The sequence below is a fragment of the Polynucleobacter sp. MWH-Aus1W21 genome (genome assembly GCF_018687275.1).
Taxonomy (GTDB): Bacteria; Pseudomonadota; Gammaproteobacteria; order Burkholderiales; family Burkholderiaceae; genus Polynucleobacter.
Genome location: NZ_CP061287.1, coordinates 384,702 through 405,003 on the forward strand (window position 1 = coordinate 384,702; position 20,302 = coordinate 405,003).

The window sequence follows — 20,302 nt, forward strand, 5'->3', positions numbered from 1 at the left end:
GTATCCTTTGCAGCATATGGCAAAACCTATTTCTCTCGAAAAAATTCTCTTTAGCCAGGGCTTTGGTACTCGACGCTACTGTAGCGATTTAGTGTATGCCGAGCTGGTAAAGGTAAATGGCGTATTAGCCGAGGATCCAGAAGAAAGAGTTGTTACTGAAAATCTCATGCTCAATGTTGAGGGTAAGGATTGGGAGTATCACGAGAAGGCTTATCTAGCATTTAACAAGCCGGCTAATTATGAGTGCTCACATAAAACAACGCATCACCCCAGTGTGTATAGCTTACTCCCAGCCCCTTTTGTTGAAAGAGGTCTGCAGTGTGTGGGGCGTCTAGACTACGACACTACTGGCTTACTCTTAATCTCTGATGATGGTCAATTTATTCATAAGATGACCACCCCGAAAAAGAATACAGGGAAAGTCTATCAAATCACTACGCCAGAGCCCATTACCCAGAAGCAAATCGATCATCTATTAAATGGGGTTGTATTGGATGATGACCCAAAGCCCTGCTTTGCAACTGCATGTAAACAAATCTCAGATCATGTTTTGGCAATGACAATTGTTGAGGGACGCTATCACCAGGTAAAGCGCATGATGGCTGCAGTTGGAAATCACGTTGCGCAGTTGCATCGCACTGAAATTGGCGCCTATCAGATGCCTGCTGATCTGCCGGAGGGTGAATGGCGTTGGCTGTACCCGGAAGACTTAAAGCAACTTTCACAAAGTGTTGCTAACTAAAGGAGTCTGTCTTGATAGTTGATGGCTTTGATGTAGAAAAAGAAATTTCGCTTTGGACGTTAGATGGTAATAGCATGGCTATTCGGCGCGAGTTTACCTTTGCGGACTTTAAGCAAGCATTCGAATTTATGACCTTATGTGCTGGGTATGCCGAAGAAATTGATCATCACCCAGATTGGTCCAACTCTTGGAATAAGGTATTGGTATCGCTGACAACGCACTCCGCCAAAGCCTTAACCAAGCTCGATATTCAGTTGGCAAAAGCAATGGATGCTTTTGCCGCCCAAGTGAACTCTAATAATTAGTGCTCATCACCCTCATGTCCTTCTTCATTCATGCTCATGAGGATAGTTGCGAGTAAGCCATAGACCACTTCGGTGGAGATCATGCCATCTTCATCGAGCTCATCAATTAAGTCATTCAGACGGTCTTCGGTGGGCTCGTTAAGCAAGGTCATGGCACACTCGCACCCATAATCAAAGTCTTCATCGTTCTGGGTTTGGTTCTCTTCGGTCATATTCATCCTTAATTGAAGGCTCAGGATAGCAAATTACAGCCTAATTCGATAGGGTCGGCGCCTGGGGTTGGTGTTGGTTTATGTGCAAGTGCAAAAAGTTAAGAATGATTTATAGTCATTTGAAAAGAAAACCATAGGAGATAGCATGCAACTAGACATTAATGGCAAGATACAAAATATTGACGTAGAACCCAATATGCCTCTACTTTGGGCAATTCGGGAAGTGGTTGGGCTTACGGGTACCAAGTACGGTTGTGGCGTAGCCCAATGTGGAGCATGCACCGTCTATCTCAATGGCGAGCCTGTTCGTTCATGTTCAATTCCAGTATCTGCTGTAGGTAAGGCCAAAATTACTACCATTGAAGCACTCTCTCAAAATAATACGCATCCAGTACAACAAGCATGGATTGCATTGGATGTGCCTCAGTGTGGCTATTGCCAGTCTGGTCAAGTAATGGCAGCGGCAGCTCTCTTAAAGAGAAATCCAAAGCCTACTGATGCCGATATTGATAATGCGATGGGAAATCTGTGCCGTTGCGGAACTTACCAAAAGATCCGGGATGGAATTCATGTTGCATCTGGTCAAAAGAAATTAGTAGATGTTCTGGCGCAGTACAACGCTACTCCTGCGTCTCGTGGTTAAGGAGAAAAAGATGACAACAAAAAATCAAACTCCTCATTTAGAAAACTCTTCCCGTCGTGAATTCATCATCAAAGGCACGATGCTTGGTGGTGGATTGATGTTGGGTATCGGCGCTTTGCCTGATGCTTACGCGCAGGCTGGCGCAAAATATGATCCCAATACTCCAACACAAGCTGGCGAGGCTGAGGTGAACGCTTGGGTCAGTATTAAGCCAGACGATACCGTTTACATCCGCATCGCGCGTTCGGAGATGGGGCAAGGCACCCGAACAGGTCTTGCGCAATTGGTAACAGAAGAGCTCGAATGCAATTGGAAGAAAGTTAAAACTCAGTCTGCAACTCCGGGGCAGAGCTTGGCACGCAAGCGCGTATGGGGCGAGCATGGCACTGGCGGTAGTCGTGGCATTAGGATTTCGGAAGATTATGTTCGTCGCGGTGCTGCGGCTGCGCGCATCATGTTGATGCAAGCCGCTGCCAATCAGTGGAATGTGCCCGTTGAAGAGTTGACGGTAGATAAGGGTGTCATCACCCATAAGGCAACAGGTCGTAAAACTACTTATGGCAAAGTCGCTGAGCTAGCTTCAACTTTGACGCCGCCTGATCCAAAATCAATTGTTTTAAGAGATCCCAGAAACTGGAAGGTGGCTGGTCAGCCTTATGCACGTTTAGATACGGCTAATAAAGTAAATGGGTCAAAGGTTTATGGTGTTGATTTGCAGCTTCCAGGCATGCTTTGTGCTTCGGTAAAGTCTTGCCCAGTATTTGGTGGCAAGTTGGTGAGTTACGATGAGGCTAAGATCAAGGATATGCGCGGCGTAAAAGGTGTTGTCAAAATTAATGACAACACTCTTGCTGTTGTTGCTGATACCTGGTGGCATGCAAATACGGCGCTCAATGCATTGCCAATTGTTTGGGATGAAGGCAAGGCAGCTAGCGTTTCGCAAGACAGCATTAATAAAATGTTGCGAGATGGCTTAGATGAGCAAGGTGATTTTTGGCAGCGCAAAGAAGGCGATGCACCTGCCGCCATTAATAGTGCCGCTAAAAAAGTGGAGGCAATCTATTACACGCCGTACCGTGCCCACGTCACGATGGAGCCTATGAATGCTACAGTCAAAATCACGGGCGATCGTGCTGAGGCTTGGGTGCCAACTCAAAATGGTGAAGGCTCACATGCGGCCTTATCTGAAGCTACTGGATTTCCGCTTGCCAATTGCGAAGTCTATAAATTAGATTCTGGCTGTGGCTTGGGTCGTCGTGGCTCTACACAAGACTTCACAACTTTTGCTGCTAAAGTGGCGCAAAAATTTCCAGGACAACCAGTCAAGGTGATCTGGAGTCGTGAAGAGGATATGACTCACGATTTTTACCATCCAATAGCAATGGCAAAAATGTCGGCTGGTATTGATGGTTCAGGCAATTTGACTGGTATGCACATTAAGGTTGCAGGCCAATCGATTAATGCCACCTTGGCACCGCAGAATATTAAGAACGGCAAGGACGAACGTCAACTCCAGGGCTTCTATGAAAAAGGTCCCGATGCACAACTTGGTTACACCTTTCCAACCCTCTTAACTGAGTACGTGATGAAGAATACGCATGTGCCTGTGGGTCCATGGCGTGGTGTGAATACCAACCAGAACGGCATCTTCATGGAATGCTTTATGGATGAGTGTGCTAAAGCTGCCGGAAAGGATCCGGTGCAATTTAGACAAGCACTGATGCAGAGTCATCCAAAGCATCTAGGTGTTCTAAATGCCGCAGCTAAAAAAGCAGAGTGGGATAAGCCATTGCCGGCTGGAACATTCCGAGGTGTTGCTCAGTTCATGGGGTATGCCAGCTACTCCGCTTGCGTGGCTGAGGTGACTGTACAAAACAATGTAGTTAAGGTTACACGCCTTGTCTTTGCCCTAAATTCGGGACACGTTGTTAATCCTTATTTGACTCGAGAGCAAATTGAAGGTTCTGTAGCGATGGCGCTGGGAGCGATTTTCTTGCCAGAGATCTCTGTAGAAAATGGCCGCATCAAACAGCAAAATCTTGATACTTATCCGCTACTGAAGTTATCTGCAACTCCAAGGATTGAGACAGTTTTAGTCCCGAGTTTTGATTTCTGGGGTGGGGTAGGTGAACCAACGATTTGCGTAGTAGGCCCTGCCGTAGCAAATGCAGTTTCTGCTGCAATTGGTAGGCCAGTTCGTAACTTCCCATTAAGCAAGGAAGGCTTAAGTTTGGCTTAACAATCTAATCCCCTTAACTTAGAATTCGACCCTATTGGTTTGCAAATCAATAGGGTCGTTTAATATGGCTTATGAGATTTTTTAAGGCATCGATCTTCTTGCTTTCCCTATTACCGTTAGCCCGGTTAGTTTGGCTTGGTGCTGATGGCGGCCTAGGCGCCAATCCAATTGAATTCATTACTCGCTCAACCGGTACCTGGGCACTTGTATTTCTTTGTATTACGCTAGCCATGACGCCCTTGCGCCTAATAACAGGCTGGACTGTCTGGATTAAGCTGCGTCGGATGCTGGGATTATTTTGTTTTTTTTATGCCTGCATTCATTTTTCAATCTGGTTTTGGTTGGATCAAAATCTAGACCTTCAATCGATGTGGAGTGATGTTATTAAGCGTCCATTTATTACGATGGGCTTTCTGACTTTGGTACTGCTGACTCCATTGGCACTGACATCCAATCAGTGGTCAGTACGTCAACTCGGAAAGCGCTGGTCTGTATTGCACAAGCTCGTCTACATCATTGCTTGCACTGCAATAGCTCACTATTGGTGGCATAAAGCCGGTAAAAATGATTTGAATACCGTAACAATATATGGGTCAGTCATTTTGCTATTGCTTGCTTCTCGATTTCCAATCGCGAAGGACTTTTTGCAAAGACTTAGAACTTAAAAATTTACGGGCTTAAAACTCAGTCGTATAGCGAATGGCAAGGCGCCTTGTTTCTATAAAGCTATTTTTGATTTCTGTATCGCGTCCGTATTGCAGGCTAATTCTGCCAAAGGGGTAGTAGGCTAATGCACTTAATAAAAAACGTTGAGTATTGACGGTATTATTTTGATACGTATTGCCAATTGTCGTTGCGCCACCAGCCACATAAAAGTACGAGGCACCTAGTGTATAAGTTTGATTGATCTTATAAATTGGACCCAGTTGGGTGGTTGTTAAGGATTTTGATTTAAAGATGTATTGCTTGTAGATAAGCAGGCAGCGGCGCACTGACTATTGCCGCCAAACCACATTGTGTCGACGGCGATCATGCCGTCTAAATTTATCGAGATATTGTAATTAATCTAAAAAATTTACATGATCTTGCCATACAATGGCTTGCATGAATACATACGCCCTAGGGCTAGCATCTTGCTTGATATTGATGAACATTTCAGCCTGTACACAAGCGCCACCATTACCTCCGGGGTCCGCAACTTACTCCCCATATTCCGCTCAGCAGATGAAGGGGTTTAATAACCAGACTCTTTCTCCAGTTGAGGGGCCGTTTGGACCGGTCGATCCAAGGGCAGAAGATCTGCGCCTATCTAAAGAACGCGCATTAGATTCAAAATACTATAGTCAACCAGTTGGCGAACAAGAGGCTGAGGCGCAAGAAACGCAATCGGCTGATCCATATCGAGCAACACGACCCGTTTTAACTTTCTAAGCAAGCGTAAGCTCGGGTATTGAATTCAACTGAAGTAATGTTTGTGCTTCTTCAGGAGTGGCGTTTAGCCACGCCTTAAAGAGTTCTGGACGAAGCGGAACCACGGTACGTTTTTCATCTTCTGGCTTATGCATACGATTCATTACTGGATGATCGCCGGCATCAATCGTCAGCATGGAGAAAGAAACAATGAGTTCACCTGTTTCTGGTTCGGTCCAAGTGTCCCAGATTGAGGCAATCGCCATTGGCTCATTGTTTTCTTGTTTGATAGCGGTTCGCACTGCTTTGCCAGATTCATAGCATGGCTCATAAAAAACATCAGCTAAAGCGAGTGCGTAATGCCGCTTTACCCATGCGCTCTTATAAGACGGTTTCTCAGCTACAGTTTCTACCCTAGCGTTGTACGTCTTTCTTCCAAATGTTTCCTCTTTAGCCCAGGATGGTAGCAAGCCAAACCGAGCCAAGCCTATTGCAGTGCGACCTGTATTGTGGCTTGTAAGGATGATGGGTCCTGGGTAGGTTGGAAACACATCATGAGCAGGGGAAATCGGTAAATCTAGATCAAAGTGGGTTTTAACCCAATCTACATTCACCGTCGCGAGGTATTGAACACACATGCGCCCATTTTACTGTGGCTTATTAAGGTTGAGCTCATACCAGCTGGTAGTATTGAGTTTACTTTTTTTGAAAGATCTTCTCGCTATGAACCCTTTTTCCTCAGCATTCAAACCAATGGCCGTACGCTTTATTGCTGCTGGTATCTTAGCTAGTACTTTTGTTGGCAGCCCCTTTGCGCAGCAGAGTGGTTTACCAATTAATGCCGCGGCATCTGTTAATGGCACCATCATCACCAATGACATGGTTGAGCAGGGAATTAAAGCTGCCATCTCTCAGGGTCAAAAAGAATCACCTCAGTTGCGTAGCGCGGTCATTGAGAAGTTTGTTGAGGTGTTGCTGCTTTCTCAGCAAGCTGAAAAAGATGGTTTGGCTAATTCTGAGAAGGCCAATACGCAGCTAGCGATGATTCGTCAGAATTATTTGGCTGATCTTGAGTTATCTACTTATATGGCTCGGAATCCAATCACTGATGCGGATGTTCAAGCTGAATACAATCGAGAGATTGCTTCCCTAGGTCCTCAAGGGATGATTGTGGAATATAAGGTGAGCGATATCGCGGTAGCCACCGAAGCTGATGCGCAAGCTGCTCTGGCGCGTATCAAAAAAGGTGAGCCATTTGATAAGGTTGCCAAGAGTATTTCCTTAGCTCCAAACAAAGTTCAAGGCGGAGCAGTCGGTTGGATCCAGCCTGGTCAGGTTAGCCCTCAGCTAGCTTCCGTGCTTGTTAATCTCTCCAAGGGACAGGTTTCTCCGGCGCCAATTCAGATGCAGCAGGGCTGGTACTTGATGAAGTTGGAAGATAAGAAGTCGAGCAAACCACCTTCATTTGAGCAAGCAAAACCTGCTATTCGTGCGGGTATGACGCAAAGAAAGCAGTTTGAGTTTTTAAGTCAGCTTGCAAAAGACGCAAAGATTATTGTTCAATAATCAGAATTCACTCTAAAGAAAAAAGGACCCTGCGGGGTCCTTTTTATTTGCGCTCCAAAGTAATGAAGCTAAAGGTGATATCACCTTCGGATCCGGGGGTGCGCTCTATCTCTTTCCAGGCGGATTCATTAGGCACCTCAAAGAAGGTATCCCCATCTTCAATGTCTAAATCGATTTCAGTAATGTAAAGGCGATCTGCCTTATCAAAAGCTTGTGTAAAGAGTTGTTCTCCACCAATAACAAATACCCGGGAGAATTCGCTTAGGCTTTTTAGGGCCTCATCCAGAGATCCAACTAGTTCACCACCAGTTAATGGATAGTTTGCGTTGCGACTCACTACGATGTTACGACGACCTGGAAGGGGGCGCCCAATGGACTCCCAGGTCTTGCGACCCATGATGACTGGGTGGCCCATCGTGACACGTTTGAAGAATTGCAAATCAGCCGAGATCTTCCAGGGCATTTGATTATCACGACCAATCACGTGATTGCGTGAGCGCGCAACAATCATGGAAATAGCAGGTTGAGTCATATGCTTAATTTTTAAATAGCTACAGGAGCTTTAATGTGGGGATGCGATTCATATCCTACGATTTCAAAGTCTTCAAACTCGTAATCAAAAATTGAATCAGGCTTACGTAAAATATTGAGCTTAGGTAATGGGAAAAAATCCCGCGACAGCTGAAGCTCTACCTGCTCTAGGTGGTTACTGTATAAATGGCAATCGCCACCAGTCCAAATAAAATCGCCCACTTCAAGATTGCATTGTTGCGCCATCATGTGCGTTAGCAAGGCGTAGCTGGCGATATTGAATGGCACTCCTAGGAAAATGTCAGCGCTGCGCTGATAAAGCTGGCATGACAGCTTGCCATCAGCTACATAAAACTGAAAGAAGGCATGGCAGGGTGCTAAAGCCATTCGCGGAATATCGGCGACGTTCCACGCAGAAACAATAATGCGACGTGAGTCAGGATTCTTTTTGATAGTCTCTACCACTTCAGAGATTTGATCGATATGCTGGCCGTTTGGTGCGGGCCATGAGCGCCACTGATAACCATAGATGGGGCCTAGATCACCATCGGGTGCAGCCCATTCATTCCAGATGGAAACACCGCGCTCCTTAAGCCAATTATTGTTTGTGCTTCCTTTGAGGAACCAGAGTAATTCATAAATAATGGATTTGAGATGCAACTTTTTAGTGGTCACCATCGGAAAGCCATCAGCCAAGTTAAAGCGCATTTGGTGTCCAAATACGGAGACCGTGCCAGTTCCGGTTCTGTCGGACTTTTGAACCCCCTTGGCGAGGACTTCTTTCATGAGATCGTGATATTGATGCATATATTGGCTAAAAGTGGTGATGTATTAACGAATTAAGGATAGCTTACTCGAATGTGGGCGATTTCACCCCCAATGCTTTGTGGAGCTTGGGAGAGGTGGTCGTGTATTGGAGTGGAATCTGTTTTTCTGGGTTTAGGTACTCTGCGGCTGCAAAGGCAGCCAATGCAGCCTCATGAAACCCAGACAGAATCAGTTTCTTCTTGCCTGGGTATGCATTGATGTCGCCAACCGCATAAATGCCCGGAATGCTGGTTTGGAATTTCTGGGTATCCACGCAAATTTGTTTGCGATCGATATTGAGACCCCAATCAGCGATGGGTCCCAATTTGGGGGAAAGTCCAAAAAATACTAAAAGATCATCAAGTGGGATCTGTTTTGTATCACCGTCAATATTAGCGAAGGTAATTTCCACGAGATGATCATTTTGGGCTTCATAAGCGGTGACTTGTCCGATTAATAATTCCATCTGATTGCTAGCGCAAAGCTCGCGCATTCTCGCAATCGATTTTGGCGCAGCCTTGAAATCATCGCGACGATGAATCAAAGTAACGCTCGCTGCAATATCTGCAAAATGAATTGCCCAATCTAGTGCGGCATCGCCACCCCCGCAAATCACAACCCTTTTGCCCGCAAATTGCTCGGGATTCTTAACGTGATAAAAAAGTTGTTTGCCTAAGAAGCGATCTATACCTTCTAGGTTCAGAGTGCGAGGCTGGAAAGCGCCAACGCCAGCAGCAATAAATACAGTCTTACTGAGGAAGTGTTTGTCTTGTGAGGTGCTAATTAGAAAGCGACCATCAGCCTGCTGCTCTAGCCTGCTTACCTCTTGACCAAGATGAAACTGTGCATTAAATGGCTGAATTTGCTTGAGTAAATTATTTGTGAGTTCACGCCCAGTACACACTGGAATAGCGGGAATATCGTAGATCGGTTTATCTGGATATAACTCGATGCATTGACCACCAACTTCTGGCAGCGAATCAATCACGTGGGCTTTGATTTCTAAAAGGCCTAACTCAAAGACCTGAAAGAGACCCACAGGACCGGCGCCAATGATGACGGCATCGGTTTGTGTGGGTGAGTTTGACACGAAGGCTTTTGCTAGAAAATTACTTTGCTAGCTGATCGAGTTTGTTCTTAACGTCTTTCCATTCTTCAGCATCTGGAAGAGCTGCTTTGGACTTGGTGATAGATGTCCAAGAAGGGGAGAGTTCAGCATTGAGTTTGATGAATGCTTGTTGATCACCAGGCACATCATCTTCAGCATAAATAGCGTTTACTGGGCACTCTGGCACACAAACCGCGCAATCGATGCACTCATCCGGGTCGATCACTAAAAAATTAGGGCCTTCGCGAAAGCAGTCAACTGGGCAAACATCAACACAGTCGGTATATTTGCAACGGATACAGGATTCGGTAACAACGTAAGTCATGGCAGTTTTGTTTCAAGAGCCCCAAAAAGCCGGGTGCTAAGTTATAAAACCTCAATTTTAGCCGAAATAGCCTATTTTTCAGGCTAAAGGGTTAATTTACTTGAGGTAAAGTTCCCCTATGAATACACAGCCTAATACCCAAGTAAACATACAAAAACCCAAAATTTTGGTGGCAAGAGCCATTTTTCCTGAGGCTTTGGCCAAACTAGAAGAATCTTTTGATGTGCGGTCTAACCAAGAGGATCGAATTTTTAGTCCAGAAGAGTTGCAAAAAGAACTCTCTAGGGTTGTGGGGGCTTTAGTAGCAGGCAGCGAAAGAATTGATGCAAATGCACTAGCGCATGCCAAAGATTTGAAGATCGTGGCCAATATCTCAGTGGGATATAACAATTTCGATGTTCCAGCAATTACTGCAGCAGGAGTGATGGCTACCAATACTCCCGATGTATTAACAGACACTACTGCTGACTTTGGGTTTGCATTGCTGATGGCAACTGCAAGACGTATTACTGAATCTGAGCATTGGGTGCGTGCTGGCAATTGGGATAAGTGGTCAATTGTCAACAATCCCCTTGGTATGGATTTACATCACAGCACTGTTGGCATTATTGGCATGGGTCGCATTGGTCAAGGCATTGCTAAGCGTGCATTAGGATTTGGAATGAATGTGATCTATCACAATCGCAGTCATCTCTCCGAGGCTGATGAAAAAGCCTGTGGCGCTAAATACGTTTCCAAAGAAGAATTGCTGCGCACTGCAGACCATGTTGTCTTGGTATTGCCCTATAGCGCTGAAAGTCACCACACGATTGGCGCCAAAGAAATCGATCTCATGAAACCGACTGCAACCCTTATAAACATTGCTCGCGGAGGTATCGTCGATGATGCTGCTTTGGCTCAAGCTCTCAAAGAGAAACGAATTTTTGCTGCTGGTTTAGATGTCTTCGAAGGCGAACCTAAAGTGCATCCCGAATTATTAAAGTTAAGTAATGTCGTGCTGGCCCCACATATCGCTAGTGCAACAGAAAAAACACGTAGAGCGATGGTAGATCTAGCAGTAGATAATTTACGTGCCGCGCTTGACGGTAAAAAGCCACCTAGCTTGATTAATGCCGAAGTTTTTAAAGCTTAGTTAAATTAGATTAACCAAGTAGTAAAAAAATAAAGCCGAGTGAGAACTCGGCTTTATTGCTGGGAGTGGTACTCCGGATATTGGCTTTTATTCTGCGTCAATTTCTTCCGGTAATTCGCGCATTGCTAATTCAATACCGCCGAATTTTCCAGCAACCCAGTTGTAGACTTTACACGCGATCCACAGTAACCCAAAGCCTAATAAAGCATTGAGAATAAGTGCTGACAGTACGGTAAAGCCAGGGATGGCGCCATCACGAATGAAGGCGACAAATAGTGCCAACAAAACGATTGGAACGGAGAAGCAGAGATAAACCAAAACCAAGGTTTTGGCGGTATGCATTGGGTCGAGGAAGACCAGTTCTTTTTTGCTTAGTTTCATGATGACGCAATCTTAAAGCAGTCCATCAAAAAGCGCTATATCTACCCAGTCTCCAGCGGCAACATTTCCTTGTTCGTGTCCTAGGATGACAAAGCAGTTTGCTTCACTCATGGAGCGTAAGATCCCGGCACCTTGGCTGCCAGTGAGTTTGACCGTTGGTTTGCCATCAGCACTACGCCCCAAGATAGCGCGCTGAAACTCAATGCGACCAGGCTTTTTCCGAATAGGGGCCTCGGCCATTGCCTGAGTCAACGGCGGCTGTGTTTGATTGGCGCCATTGAGTTGCAAAAGGGCGGCGCGAACAAACTGATAGAAGGTCACCATGACTGCCACCGGGTTACCGGGTAAACCAAAGAATAGGGTTTTGCGAGCGGGTGATTTTCCAGTAACTGGCTTAAGTACGCCAAAAGCCATTGGTCGTCCTGGACGCATGGCAATTTTCCAGAAGCCAACATCACCCAACTCTTGCATGATTTGTTTTGTGAAATCTGCTTCACCAACAGAAACGCCGCCAGAAGAAATCAATACATCCGCTTTGTTGGCGGCCTCAATAAATGCATGCTTCAAAGAGGCGGGATCGTCACGCACAATACCGCAGTCAATGATTTCTAGATTCAAGCGATTTAGCAAGCCAGTAAGGCTATAGCGATTGCTATCGTAAATGCTGCCAGCATCTAATGTTTGACCTAATAAGCGCAGCTCATCTCCGGACGACAGGATTGCTACTCTTAGCTTTCGTTTTACTTGAAGTGTTGCAATACCTAAGGAGGCTGCAAGACCTAAATCGGACGGGCGGAGCAAGCGACCCGCTGCAATAGCAGGTTTTCCTTGTTGAAGATCTTCCCCGCGTAAGCGTCTGTTCTCACCAAGCTTTAGTTGATCTTGTTTAAATTCAATGGTGAACTCATCTTTTGCAGTAGTGAACTCTTGTGGAATTACTGTATCGCAGCCCGCAGGCATCACTGCGCCTGTCATGATCTTTAGGCACTCGCCAGATCCAATCGTGCCCTCATAAGGTTTGCCTGCAAAGGCGGTGCCCACGATCCGCAATGAAATTGTTGGACTATTCGTATCAAGGCATTGCCCATCAAATGCAAAGCCATCCATCGCTGAGTTATCTGCAGCAGGGACATCAATGGGTGAGAGTAGGTCTACAGCTAGGATGCGGTCAATGGCTTTGTCTAGAGCTACTGTTTCAATGTCAGCAGGATCATCAATGGCTCTGGACTCTTGAATTAGGTCATCTACTAACGCTGCAATCGCTTTGCGAGCATCATCAACATGCAGTGATGAAGTTAAAAGAATGGGTTGATTTGGGGAGTGACTCATGCAGACACTTCTTCAAGTTTTGTGAGCTCTTCAGGGGTATTCACATTGGCAAATACTTGAGGATCATTAAAAATCACCGTACTACTGCGCAACTCTTTAAACCAGCGATCAATTTTGAGATCGCCTTTTTGGAGAAATTGATCTAGGGAGTCATTTAAGTTGCTGCGCATCAAGCAAAAAACCGGTTGCGCCCATATCTTGCCATCAGCCTCTTTGCTGGATGCATAAACCAGTTGAAAGTCACCCCGTTCCATTTCGGCAACCAATAGTTCAGCGAGATTATTGGGGAGTAATGGTGAGTCGCAGGGTGATGTCAAAAGGAAAGAAGTCTTGCATGCCTTCAAACCCACAGAGAATCCGGCTAACGGCCCCGAAAAATCAGGCGTATCGTCCATGATGACAGGGTAGCCATAAGTCGCGTACTTTGTGATGTTGCGGTTGGCATTAATCACAATGGTTTGTACCTGAGGCTTGAGCTTTGTAATGGCTGACTCGATCAGTGGTTTGCCGCGAAATGGAATGAGGCCTTTATCAATGCCACCCATGCGTTGTGCACGTCCGCCAGCGAGTATGAGTCCAGTAATGTCTTTAGATGAGATCATTAACCACCAATATAAGACATTTCAACCTTGCGATTTCCTGAGGCTAGCTTTGCGGTATTGGAGCCTCTAATCTCAGAGTAGTGATCTTCACGGGCTGCCCATGTGTTCATTACAGCGTTGGCAATTTCTAAATCGGATTTACCAGAGCGCAATAGTGTTTTGAAATCAAAGCCTTCGTTAGCAAAGAGGCAGAGATACATTTGCCCGTCGGTGGATATACGCGCTCTAGTGCATTCATGGCAGAAGGTTTGGGTGACGCTAGAGATGACGCCGACCTCTCCTGATCCATCAACATAGCGCCAGCGTTGTGCGACTTCGCCGGTATAGTTCGCTTCAATTGCTTCCAGTGGAAACGCTTCATTGATCTGGGCAATAACTTCTTTGGATGGCAGTACTTGCTCCATGTTCCAGCCATTAGAACTGCCAACATCCATAAATTCAATAAAACGCAGAATGACGCCACTGCCCTTAAAGTGTTTGGCCATCGCAACGATCTCATGATCATTGGTGCCTCTTTTCACCACCATATTGACTTTGATGTTTTGAAAGCCAACCTCTTGGGCAGCTTTAATTCCATCAAGCACATCTGCTACTGGAAAATCAACATCATTCATTTTCTTGAAGATTTCGTCATCCAGACCATCAAGGCTGACAGTTAATCTTTGTAAGCCGGCTGCTTTTAATGCTGCAGCTTTCTTCCGCAAGATACTGCCGTTAGTAGTGAGAGTTAGGTCTAGCGGCTTGCCATCGGCTGCCGGAATTTTTGCCAGCATTTCAATGAGCACTTCTAAGTTTTTGCGAAGCAAGGGCTCACCACCAGTCAGTCGAATTTTTTCAACACCCAAGGTGGTGAAGATGGAAGTGAGTCTGGCGATTTCTTCAAAACTTAGTAATTCTTTGTGAGCAAGATATGGATAGTTTTGATCAAAGACTTCTTTAGGCATGCAATAGGTGCAGCGGAAGTTGCAGCGATCAGTAACGGATATACGAAGATCTCTTAAAGTGCGCCCCCGAGTATCTTTGGTATGACTATGGGGCGTGACAAGCTGCGCGCCAATAGAAGGCGTTAGGCCTTTGCCTTCATCAAGTCGGATGGGGATTACTTTTTCAACCATGTTCGCAATTATGGCTGTGAAACGGGGTTTCTGCCAAACCGCCAAATATCCTTTTGGGATAAATGACAGTCTGGAGAAAAAGCTTTAGATGGCTTAAACCGTTTTTTCTTGGCCGCCGGTTTCAACTAAAACCATTGGGCCGTCAGGAAGCTGGGCAGCAGGCTTTGGTGCTCTGCCTAAGTTATGAGCCACAGGCTCTGCTTGAATCTGATTTTGAGCTTCAGCATGCTTAGAGGAGTCTGTAGCAACCCAGATCATGCCGGCGGATTGCACAACGCTATGCAGCGGAGTTTCCTCAAGCGCTTGGAATGCAACCTTCGGAAGCTCTGGAGCGGGCTTGCTAATCACTTCAACTGAAGCAGTCATGACTACTGCAGCAGGTGCTGCTTGGGTAGTTGGCGCTGAAGCATGTGCAGTGTTTTGCGCAGGACGGTTGGATTGACGTGGACCGCGTGGTGCGCGCTCTTGCCTTTCTTGTTTCTCCGCAGCAGGCTTTGCATTTCCAAAGCTATTAGCAAGATTCTGAATCGGCATGCTTGCAGATGCGCCAGCCATTCCTACTGGAGGGCCTGCAAATGGACTTGCTGAAGTAGATGTTGCTGGTGCAGTAGCATCGTTACCACCTTCGGTGCGTTCGCCACGCTCACGCTGACCACGACCGCGACCACGACGATTACGACCACGACCACGACGCTCTTCACCATCTGCGCCCGGAGTAGCTTCGCCACCTGGAGCAGCTTCTGTTGCAGGTGTTACGGCTGCAGCGTTGGCTTGATTGCGATTGCCTTCTTGACGTTCTGGCTTAGGACCATTTTGATTGCGATTGCCGTTACGGTTATTGCGGTTGCGATTATTGTTAGCACCTTCTGCTGGCGTACCTTCCGCTGCATTGGCTGCTGGACGTTCAGTGCGCTCGCCACGACGGTTGCGACCACGGTTGCGATCACCATTGCGACCCTGATTGCGGCCACGATTGTTGCTTGGTGCTGGCTTTTCTTCAACCGCTGGAGATGAGCCAAAGAGACTCTTAATAAATCCAAAGAAACCACCAGAACTTTCTGCTTTTACTGTTTCTGTGCGAGCAGGGCGTGGTTGGCTAATTGGTGCAGGCTGTGTTGGTGTAATACCTTTAACAGCAGCTTCAGGACGCACTTTGACATCAGCATCTTTTTTGCTAACCGTTGTGTCTGTTTCGAGTTCGCGAGCAGCTTCTTCAGCCATTACATAACTAGCCTTCTGGTCATCAAGACGTGGATCGTCATGACGCAAACGCTCTAACTTGTAATGAGGTGTTTCTAAATGCTTATTTGGAACCATCAAGACGTTCACTTTGAAGCGAGTCTCAATCTTAATTACTTCAGCACGTTTTTCATTCAAGAGGAATGCAGCCACTTCGACTGGTACCTGAGTATGAATCGCAGCTGTATTTTCTTTCATTGCCTCTTCTTGGATGATGCGCAGAACTTGCAATGCAGAAGATTCAGTGTCACGAATGTGGCCAGTACCGTTACAACGTGGGCAGGTTACATGGCTACCTTCAGATAATGCTGGACGCAAACGTTGGCGTGACATTTCCATTAAGCCAAACTTAGAGATCTTGCCCATTTGAACGCGGGCGCGGTCATGGCGTAGAGCATCGCGTAGGCGATTCTCAACATCCTTCTGAGCCTTGCTCGATTCCATATCGATGAAGTCGATGACGATTAGGCCGCCTAAGTCACGTAAACGCGCTTGACGAGCGATTTCATCGGCAGCTTCTAGGTTAGTGCGGGTTGCAGTCTCTTCAATGTCAGAGCCGCGAGTTGCGCGTGCTGAGTTCACATCCACGGAAACCAAAGCTTCAGTGTGGTCGATCACGATTGCACCGCCTGATGGCAAAGGCACAGTGCGTGAATACGCAGTTTCAATTTGATGCTCAATCTGGAAACGAGAGAACAAAGGCACATCATCTTGATAACGCTTCACGCGTGGCAAGTTGTCCGGCATCACGACAGACATAAATGCAGCAGCTTGTTCGTAGATGTCATCGGTATCGATGAGAATCTCGCCGATATCTGGTTGGAAGTAATCGCGAATTGCGCGAATTACCAAGCTAGATTCGAGATAAATCAATAGTGGTGCAGAGTTGCCTTTAGCGGCTTCATCAATCGCTTTCCACAATTGCATGAGGTAGCTTAAGTCCCATTGCAATTCAGTAGCATCGCGACCAATGCCGGCAGTACGAGCAATGATGCTCATGCCATCAGCCACTTCTAATTGAGACATCGCTTCACGGAGCTCTTGACGGTCTTCACCCTCAATACGGCGGGAAACGCCGCCTCCACGTGGGTTATTTGGCATTAAGACCAAATAACGGCCTGCCAAGGAGATAAAGGATGTGAGGGCTGCGCCTTTTTGGCCACGCTCTTCTTTTTCTACTTGAACAATGATTTCTTGACCTTCGCGCAGGGCATCCTTAATGGAGGCATTGCGGACATCGATACCCTCTTTAAAGTAACTGCGGGCTACCTCCTTGAATGGCAAGAAGCCATGACGCTCTTCGCCGTAATTGACAAAGCAAGCTTCAAGGGAAGGTTCAATGCGGGTAATGACACCTTTGTAGATGTTGCCTTTGCGTTGTTCGCGGCCAGCAGCTTCAATATCGATATCAATGAGTTTTTGACCATCAACGATGGCAACTCGCAACTCTTCTTGTTGAGTTGCATTAAACAACATGCGTTTCATAACACTCTCCTATGGGGGAGGGTGACCTTGCGCGCTGCGTTATGGGACAAGTTAAATGCCACTTAGGACTGAGCCTAAGGTGGTTTATAAGTGTGGATCATGCAAATCTAAGCACTTTTTGCTTAGTTCACCCAGTTAACGGTTGGTTAAATCGGTGCCACACTTGACGATCGCCGCAGAGACCTCCTTTAGGTCATCAATGCAGGCGCGCGCCTGAAAACTGTCTTCTAATCGCGGGTCGCGGCATACGGCACACCAACCCTGCGCCTCATTGCAACGGGGGAGGGGCAACCCCGGGAGTCTTTTAAAGGGCGACTCCAAGCCCCACGAGTCAAACCTGATTTCAGGTTGGTCTCGGGCCAATAAATTGGCTAGAGCGTTGATTATACGGCACAAGTTGCGTGACAATGGGGTATTGTTGAGTCCCTTGTCGTCCCCCGCCGGGGTCACAAGAGAGATAAATCATGAAATCTGAACCCATTTCCAAGCCAACTAAGGCAAAAACGCCTACTCCTGCGGCAGTTCATCTCCAGACTATTGGTCCGGAAGAGGCTGGCCAGCGTTTGGACAACTATTTACTTCGTTGGGCTAAAGGGGTGCCGAAAAGCCACGTATACCGAATTATTCGGTCGGGAGAGGTTCGGGTCAATAAAAAGCGGGCTGAACCAACAACTCGCCTAGTCGAGGGTGATGTGGTGCGCCTTCCTCCGGTTCGAATAGCTGAACCAGCCCAAATGGCAGCGGTCAATACCGCTCAAACCAAATCTCGGGCACATGGCTATTCAGACAAAATGCCGATCTTGTTTGAAGACGAGACTCTCTTAATAGTGAATAAGCCAGCTGGTTTGGCTGTTCATGGTGGTTCCGGCATTGCACTTGGGGTAATCGAAACCCTGCGCATTACTCGTCCCGAACTCAAGTTTCTGGAATTAGTGCATCGCTTAGATCGAGATACTTCAGGCGTTTTATTGTTAGCGAAAAAGCGCAGCGCGTTGGTTGAGTTACATCGCCAAATTCGTGAAGGCCAAACCGACAAGCGCTATTACTTGCTTGCACATGGTGAAATCATGCAAGGAGCTCAAACCATGCAGCTCAAGTACCCACTACATAAATATCTTTTACCGAATGGCGAGCGCCGTGTGCGCGTTGATCCAGATGGCTTACCAAGTCACACCGCTTTGCGAGTGACTAAAGCGCTCAAGCGTGAAGGGGCTGCTATTACGCTTGCAGAGGCTCAACTGAAGACGGGGCGCACTCACCAGATTCGTGTTCACTTGCAAAAATTAGGACATGCAATTTTGGGTGATGATAAGTATGGTTTTGAGGATTTAGATAAGCTGATTAAATCTAAGCGCCTATATCTGCATGCACACCTAGCTGGATTTACGCATCCACGCACTGGCGAAAAGATGCGGATTGAATCACCATTGCCCCCAGAATTTACCGCCATGATGAAAACCTTTGAGTAATCAAAATCAATATGCCTCAAACAAGTAAATCTAATCGACCTTATGACCTGATTGTTTGGGACTGGGATGGAACTATTATGGATTCCACACCAACGATCGTGCATTGCATTCAGCAAGCTTGTCGCGATTTGGGCTTTAAGGCGCCAGATGACACCCTAGCAAGTTCAGTGATTGGCTTGGGAATACAGGATTCATTAAGGAGAGCAGTTCCTTGGGTTGAGCCGATTCATTTTCAAAAGCTGACTGAACGTTTTCGCTATCACTATTTAGCAAAAGATCACGAGCTCGATTTGTTTGTTGGTATTCGTGAACTTTTAGAAGAATTGCATGCCCAACAATATTTATTAGGTGTCGCTACCGGTAAATCTCGCGTAGGTTTAGATCGTTCGCTCAAACACCATCAAATCGGCCATCTCTTTCATGAGACCCGTACAGCCGATGAGTCATTCTCTAAGCCTCATCCAGGGATGTTGTTAGAGTTATCGGATGTAACTCAGGTGCCTACGCGCCGCATGCTCATGATTGGTGATACCACTCACGACTTAGATATGGCGGCTAACGCTGGAGTAGATGCTGTAGCCGTTACTTATGGCGCCCATCCCCCAAGCACTCTGAAAGAATCGCCATCATTGACTCATGTTGATGATGTTGCGCAACTCTCTCAATGGCTTAAAAATAACCTGCAACACTAAGGAAGTAGAAGATGGAAAACAATCCAAACCCAAATTGGGAGCGTCAAGCTCTAGAGCATCTCTTGTTGGAGAATTTAAAAGAGACTCGTAAAGCGCGCCGTTGGAAGGCTGTATTGCGAGTTCTGACTTTGCTGGTGATCGTGGGCGTCTTGCTATCGATATTTGATTTTCATCTGCCAGGCAAAGGAATGGGGGTTGAAAAACATACCGCGCTAGTCACTCTTGAAGGAGAGATCTCCTCGAGCTCAATGGCTAATGCAATGGATGTCAATTCATCCTTGTTGGCAGCGTTTGAGAATGAAAGCAGTGCGGGCGTTGTATTACGCATCAATAGTCCCGGTGGATCGCCGGTTCAGGCAGGCATGATTAATGATGAGATTCATCGCCTGCGCAAGCTGTATCCCAAAAAACCATTTTATGTAGTGGTGGAAGATATCTGCGCATCAGGTGGCTACTACGTTGCTGTAGCGGCAGATCAAATCCTGGTAGACAAGGCAAGCTTGGTAGGATCCATTGGTGTGATCATGGAAGGCTTTGGTTTTACAGGTTTGATGGATAAATTAGGTGTGACTCGCCGCATGATTACTTCGGGCTCAAACAAAGGCATGTTAGATCCGTTTAGCAAAGAAGATCCCAAGCAAGTCGAAATGGTGAGAACCATGATTGATGAAATTCATCAACAATTTATTGCGGTAGTTAAAGAAGGGCGAGGCGATCGCTTAAAAGAAGTTCCAGATTTATTTTCTGGACGCATCTGGAATGGCGAGCAAGCAGTCAAGATTGGCTTAGCAGATGGTTATGGCACGGTTGATACAGTTGCGCGCGATATCTTTAAGGCGCCCGATATTCTGGACTACACCATGAAAGAAAACTTTGCTGAGCGTGTTGCTAAACGCTTTGGAGCTGAGGCTGGTGCTGCTGCTGGTAAGGCGTTGGTAAAGACACCTGATTTGAAATAAAAGAAGCAAAA

23 protein-coding genes are annotated in these 20,302 nt (G+C 46.5%); 11 read left to right on the forward strand and 12 right to left on the reverse strand.

Translation table 11 applies throughout. The annotated features are described in order from the left end of the window. The first annotated feature begins 16 nt into the window (after positions 1-16). Entirely contained in the window at positions 17-742 is a 726-nt protein-coding gene (locus ICW03_RS02045; protein WP_215348491.1) for a pseudouridine synthase, read from the forward strand. Positions 743-753: 11 nt separating this feature from the next. Beyond that, on the forward strand, positions 754-1,047 hold the full coding sequence (locus tag ICW03_RS02050; protein ID WP_215348493.1) for a 4a-hydroxytetrahydrobiopterin dehydratase: 294 nt from the start codon (positions 754-756) through the stop codon (positions 1,045-1,047). Here the strand turns inward: ICW03_RS02050 and ICW03_RS02055 are convergent. After that, a complete protein-coding gene (locus ICW03_RS02055) occupies positions 1,044-1,259 on the reverse strand; it encodes a hypothetical protein (RefSeq protein WP_215348495.1) in 216 nt (71 codons plus the stop codon). The two genes, ICW03_RS02050 and ICW03_RS02055, sit on opposite strands and share 4 nt — an antisense overlap. A gap of 145 nt (positions 1,260-1,404) precedes the next feature. Here ICW03_RS02055 and ICW03_RS02060 point away from each other — a divergent pair, with 145 nt between their 5' ends. From ICW03_RS02060 to msrQ, 3 genes are all read left to right on the forward strand, one after another. Beyond that, a complete protein-coding gene (locus ICW03_RS02060; RefSeq protein ID WP_215348497.1) occupies positions 1,405-1,902 on the forward strand; it encodes a (2Fe-2S)-binding protein in 498 nt (165 codons plus the stop codon). Positions 1,903-1,912: 10 nt separating this feature from the next. Beyond that, positions 1,913-4,141, forward strand: coding sequence for a molybdopterin cofactor-binding domain-containing protein (locus tag ICW03_RS02065; RefSeq protein ID WP_215348499.1), 2,229 nt, complete (start codon positions 1,913-1,915; stop codon positions 4,139-4,141). A gap of 71 nt (positions 4,142-4,212) precedes the next feature. Continuing rightward, on the forward strand, positions 4,213-4,806 hold the full coding sequence (gene msrQ, locus ICW03_RS02070) for a protein-methionine-sulfoxide reductase heme-binding subunit MsrQ (RefSeq protein ID WP_215348501.1): 594 nt from the start codon (positions 4,213-4,215) through the stop codon (positions 4,804-4,806). A 12-nt stretch (positions 4,807-4,818) separates the two neighbouring features. Here the strand turns inward: msrQ and ICW03_RS02075 are convergent, their stop codons facing one another. Next, on the reverse strand, positions 4,819-5,133 hold the full coding sequence (locus ICW03_RS02075; protein WP_215348503.1) for a hypothetical protein: 315 nt from the start codon (positions 5,131-5,133) through the stop codon (positions 4,819-4,821). Positions 5,134-5,245: 112 nt separating this feature from the next. On the opposite strand from ICW03_RS02075, the gene ICW03_RS02080 reads away from it, so the two are divergent. Beyond that, the gene (locus ICW03_RS02080; protein ID WP_251374431.1) at positions 5,246-5,572 is read left to right on the forward strand and encodes a hypothetical protein; all 327 of its coding nucleotides are present in this window, start codon (positions 5,246-5,248) and stop codon (positions 5,570-5,572) included. Here ICW03_RS02080 and ICW03_RS02085 read toward each other — a convergent pair. After that, positions 5,569-6,189, reverse strand: coding sequence for an SOS response-associated peptidase (locus ICW03_RS02085; protein WP_215348505.1), 621 nt, complete (start codon positions 6,187-6,189; stop codon positions 5,569-5,571). The two genes, ICW03_RS02080 and ICW03_RS02085, sit on opposite strands and share 4 nt — an antisense overlap. An 85-nt stretch (positions 6,190-6,274) precedes the next feature. Here ICW03_RS02085 and ICW03_RS02090 point away from each other — a divergent pair, with 85 nt between their 5' ends. Then, positions 6,275-7,117, forward strand: coding sequence for a peptidylprolyl isomerase (locus tag ICW03_RS02090; RefSeq protein ID WP_251374432.1), 843 nt, complete (start codon positions 6,275-6,277; stop codon positions 7,115-7,117). Positions 7,118-7,160: 43 nt separating this feature from the next. Here ICW03_RS02090 and ICW03_RS02095 read toward each other — a convergent pair whose 3' ends face one another. From ICW03_RS02095 to fdxA, 4 genes are read right to left on the reverse strand one after another with little or no spacing between them, the layout of a single operon-like run. Continuing rightward, the gene (locus ICW03_RS02095; RefSeq protein WP_215348507.1) at positions 7,161-7,649 is read right to left on the reverse strand and encodes a dihydrofolate reductase; all 489 of its coding nucleotides are present in this window, start codon (positions 7,647-7,649) and stop codon (positions 7,161-7,163) included. A gap of 11 nt (positions 7,650-7,660) precedes the next feature. Next, positions 7,661-8,455 (reverse strand): thymidylate synthase, encoded by a 795-nt coding sequence (locus tag ICW03_RS02100; protein ID WP_215348509.1) that lies wholly within the window; start codon positions 8,453-8,455, stop codon positions 7,661-7,663. Between the two features lie 43 nt (positions 8,456-8,498). Further along, the gene (locus tag ICW03_RS02105) at positions 8,499-9,545 is read right to left on the reverse strand and encodes an NAD(P)/FAD-dependent oxidoreductase (protein WP_215348511.1); all 1,047 of its coding nucleotides are present in this window, start codon (positions 9,543-9,545) and stop codon (positions 8,499-8,501) included. Between the two features lie 19 nt (positions 9,546-9,564). After that, entirely contained in the window at positions 9,565-9,888 is a 324-nt protein-coding gene (gene fdxA / locus ICW03_RS02110; RefSeq protein ID WP_215348513.1) for a ferredoxin FdxA, read from the reverse strand. Positions 9,889-10,006: 118 nt separating this feature from the next. On the opposite strand from fdxA, the gene ICW03_RS02115 reads away from it, so the two are divergent. Further along, complete coding sequence (locus ICW03_RS02115) at positions 10,007-11,020, forward strand: 2-hydroxyacid dehydrogenase (protein ID WP_371819896.1); 1,014 nt, start codon at positions 10,007-10,009, stop codon at positions 11,018-11,020. Between the two features lie 87 nt (positions 11,021-11,107). On the opposite strand, the gene ICW03_RS02120 is transcribed toward ICW03_RS02115, so the two are convergent. The 5 genes from ICW03_RS02120 to ICW03_RS02140 all read right to left on the reverse strand — a co-directional run bounded on the left by ICW03_RS02120 (position 11,108) and on the right by ICW03_RS02140 (position 17,171). After that, on the reverse strand, positions 11,108-11,401 hold the full coding sequence (locus ICW03_RS02120; RefSeq protein ID WP_215348514.1) for a hypothetical protein: 294 nt from the start codon (positions 11,399-11,401) through the stop codon (positions 11,108-11,110). 12 nt (positions 11,402-11,413) lie between these two features. Continuing rightward, positions 11,414-12,730 (reverse strand): gephyrin-like molybdotransferase Glp, encoded by a 1,317-nt coding sequence (glp, locus tag ICW03_RS02125; RefSeq protein WP_215348516.1) that lies wholly within the window; start codon positions 12,728-12,730, stop codon positions 11,414-11,416. Continuing rightward, positions 12,727-13,332, reverse strand: coding sequence for a molybdenum cofactor guanylyltransferase MobA (gene mobA / locus ICW03_RS02130; protein WP_215348518.1), 606 nt, complete (start codon positions 13,330-13,332; stop codon positions 12,727-12,729). Before mobA ends, glp begins: the two co-directional genes overlap by 4 nt. Further along, complete coding sequence (moaA, locus tag ICW03_RS02135; protein WP_215348520.1) at positions 13,332-14,447, reverse strand: GTP 3',8-cyclase MoaA; 1,116 nt, start codon at positions 14,445-14,447, stop codon at positions 13,332-13,334. Before moaA ends, mobA begins: the two co-directional genes overlap by 1 nt. Positions 14,448-14,540: 93 nt before the next feature. Next, positions 14,541-17,171 (reverse strand): Rne/Rng family ribonuclease, encoded by a 2,631-nt coding sequence (locus ICW03_RS02140; protein WP_215348522.1) that lies wholly within the window; start codon positions 17,169-17,171, stop codon positions 14,541-14,543. A 464-nt stretch (positions 17,172-17,635) separates the two neighbouring features. Here ICW03_RS02140 and ICW03_RS02145 point away from each other — a divergent pair, with 464 nt between their 5' ends. Genes ICW03_RS02145 through ICW03_RS02155 form a run of 3 tightly spaced genes read left to right on the forward strand, consistent with a single transcriptional unit; the run spans position 17,636 to position 20,291 of the window. Further along, positions 17,636-18,640 carry an RluA family pseudouridine synthase gene (locus ICW03_RS02145; RefSeq protein ID WP_215348523.1) on the forward strand — a complete coding sequence of 335 codons (1,005 nt, stop codon included), beginning with the start codon at positions 17,636-17,638 and terminating at the stop codon, positions 18,638-18,640. An 11-nt stretch (positions 18,641-18,651) separates the two neighbouring features. Beyond that, positions 18,652-19,332, forward strand: a complete 681-nt coding sequence (locus ICW03_RS02150) for an HAD-IA family hydrolase (RefSeq protein ID WP_215348525.1) — start codon at positions 18,652-18,654, stop codon at positions 19,330-19,332. Positions 19,333-19,343: 11 nt separating this feature from the next. Next, the gene (locus ICW03_RS02155) at positions 19,344-20,291 is read left to right on the forward strand and encodes a S49 family peptidase (RefSeq protein ID WP_215348527.1); all 948 of its coding nucleotides are present in this window, start codon (positions 19,344-19,346) and stop codon (positions 20,289-20,291) included. Positions 20,292-20,302: the final 11 nt, after the last annotated feature.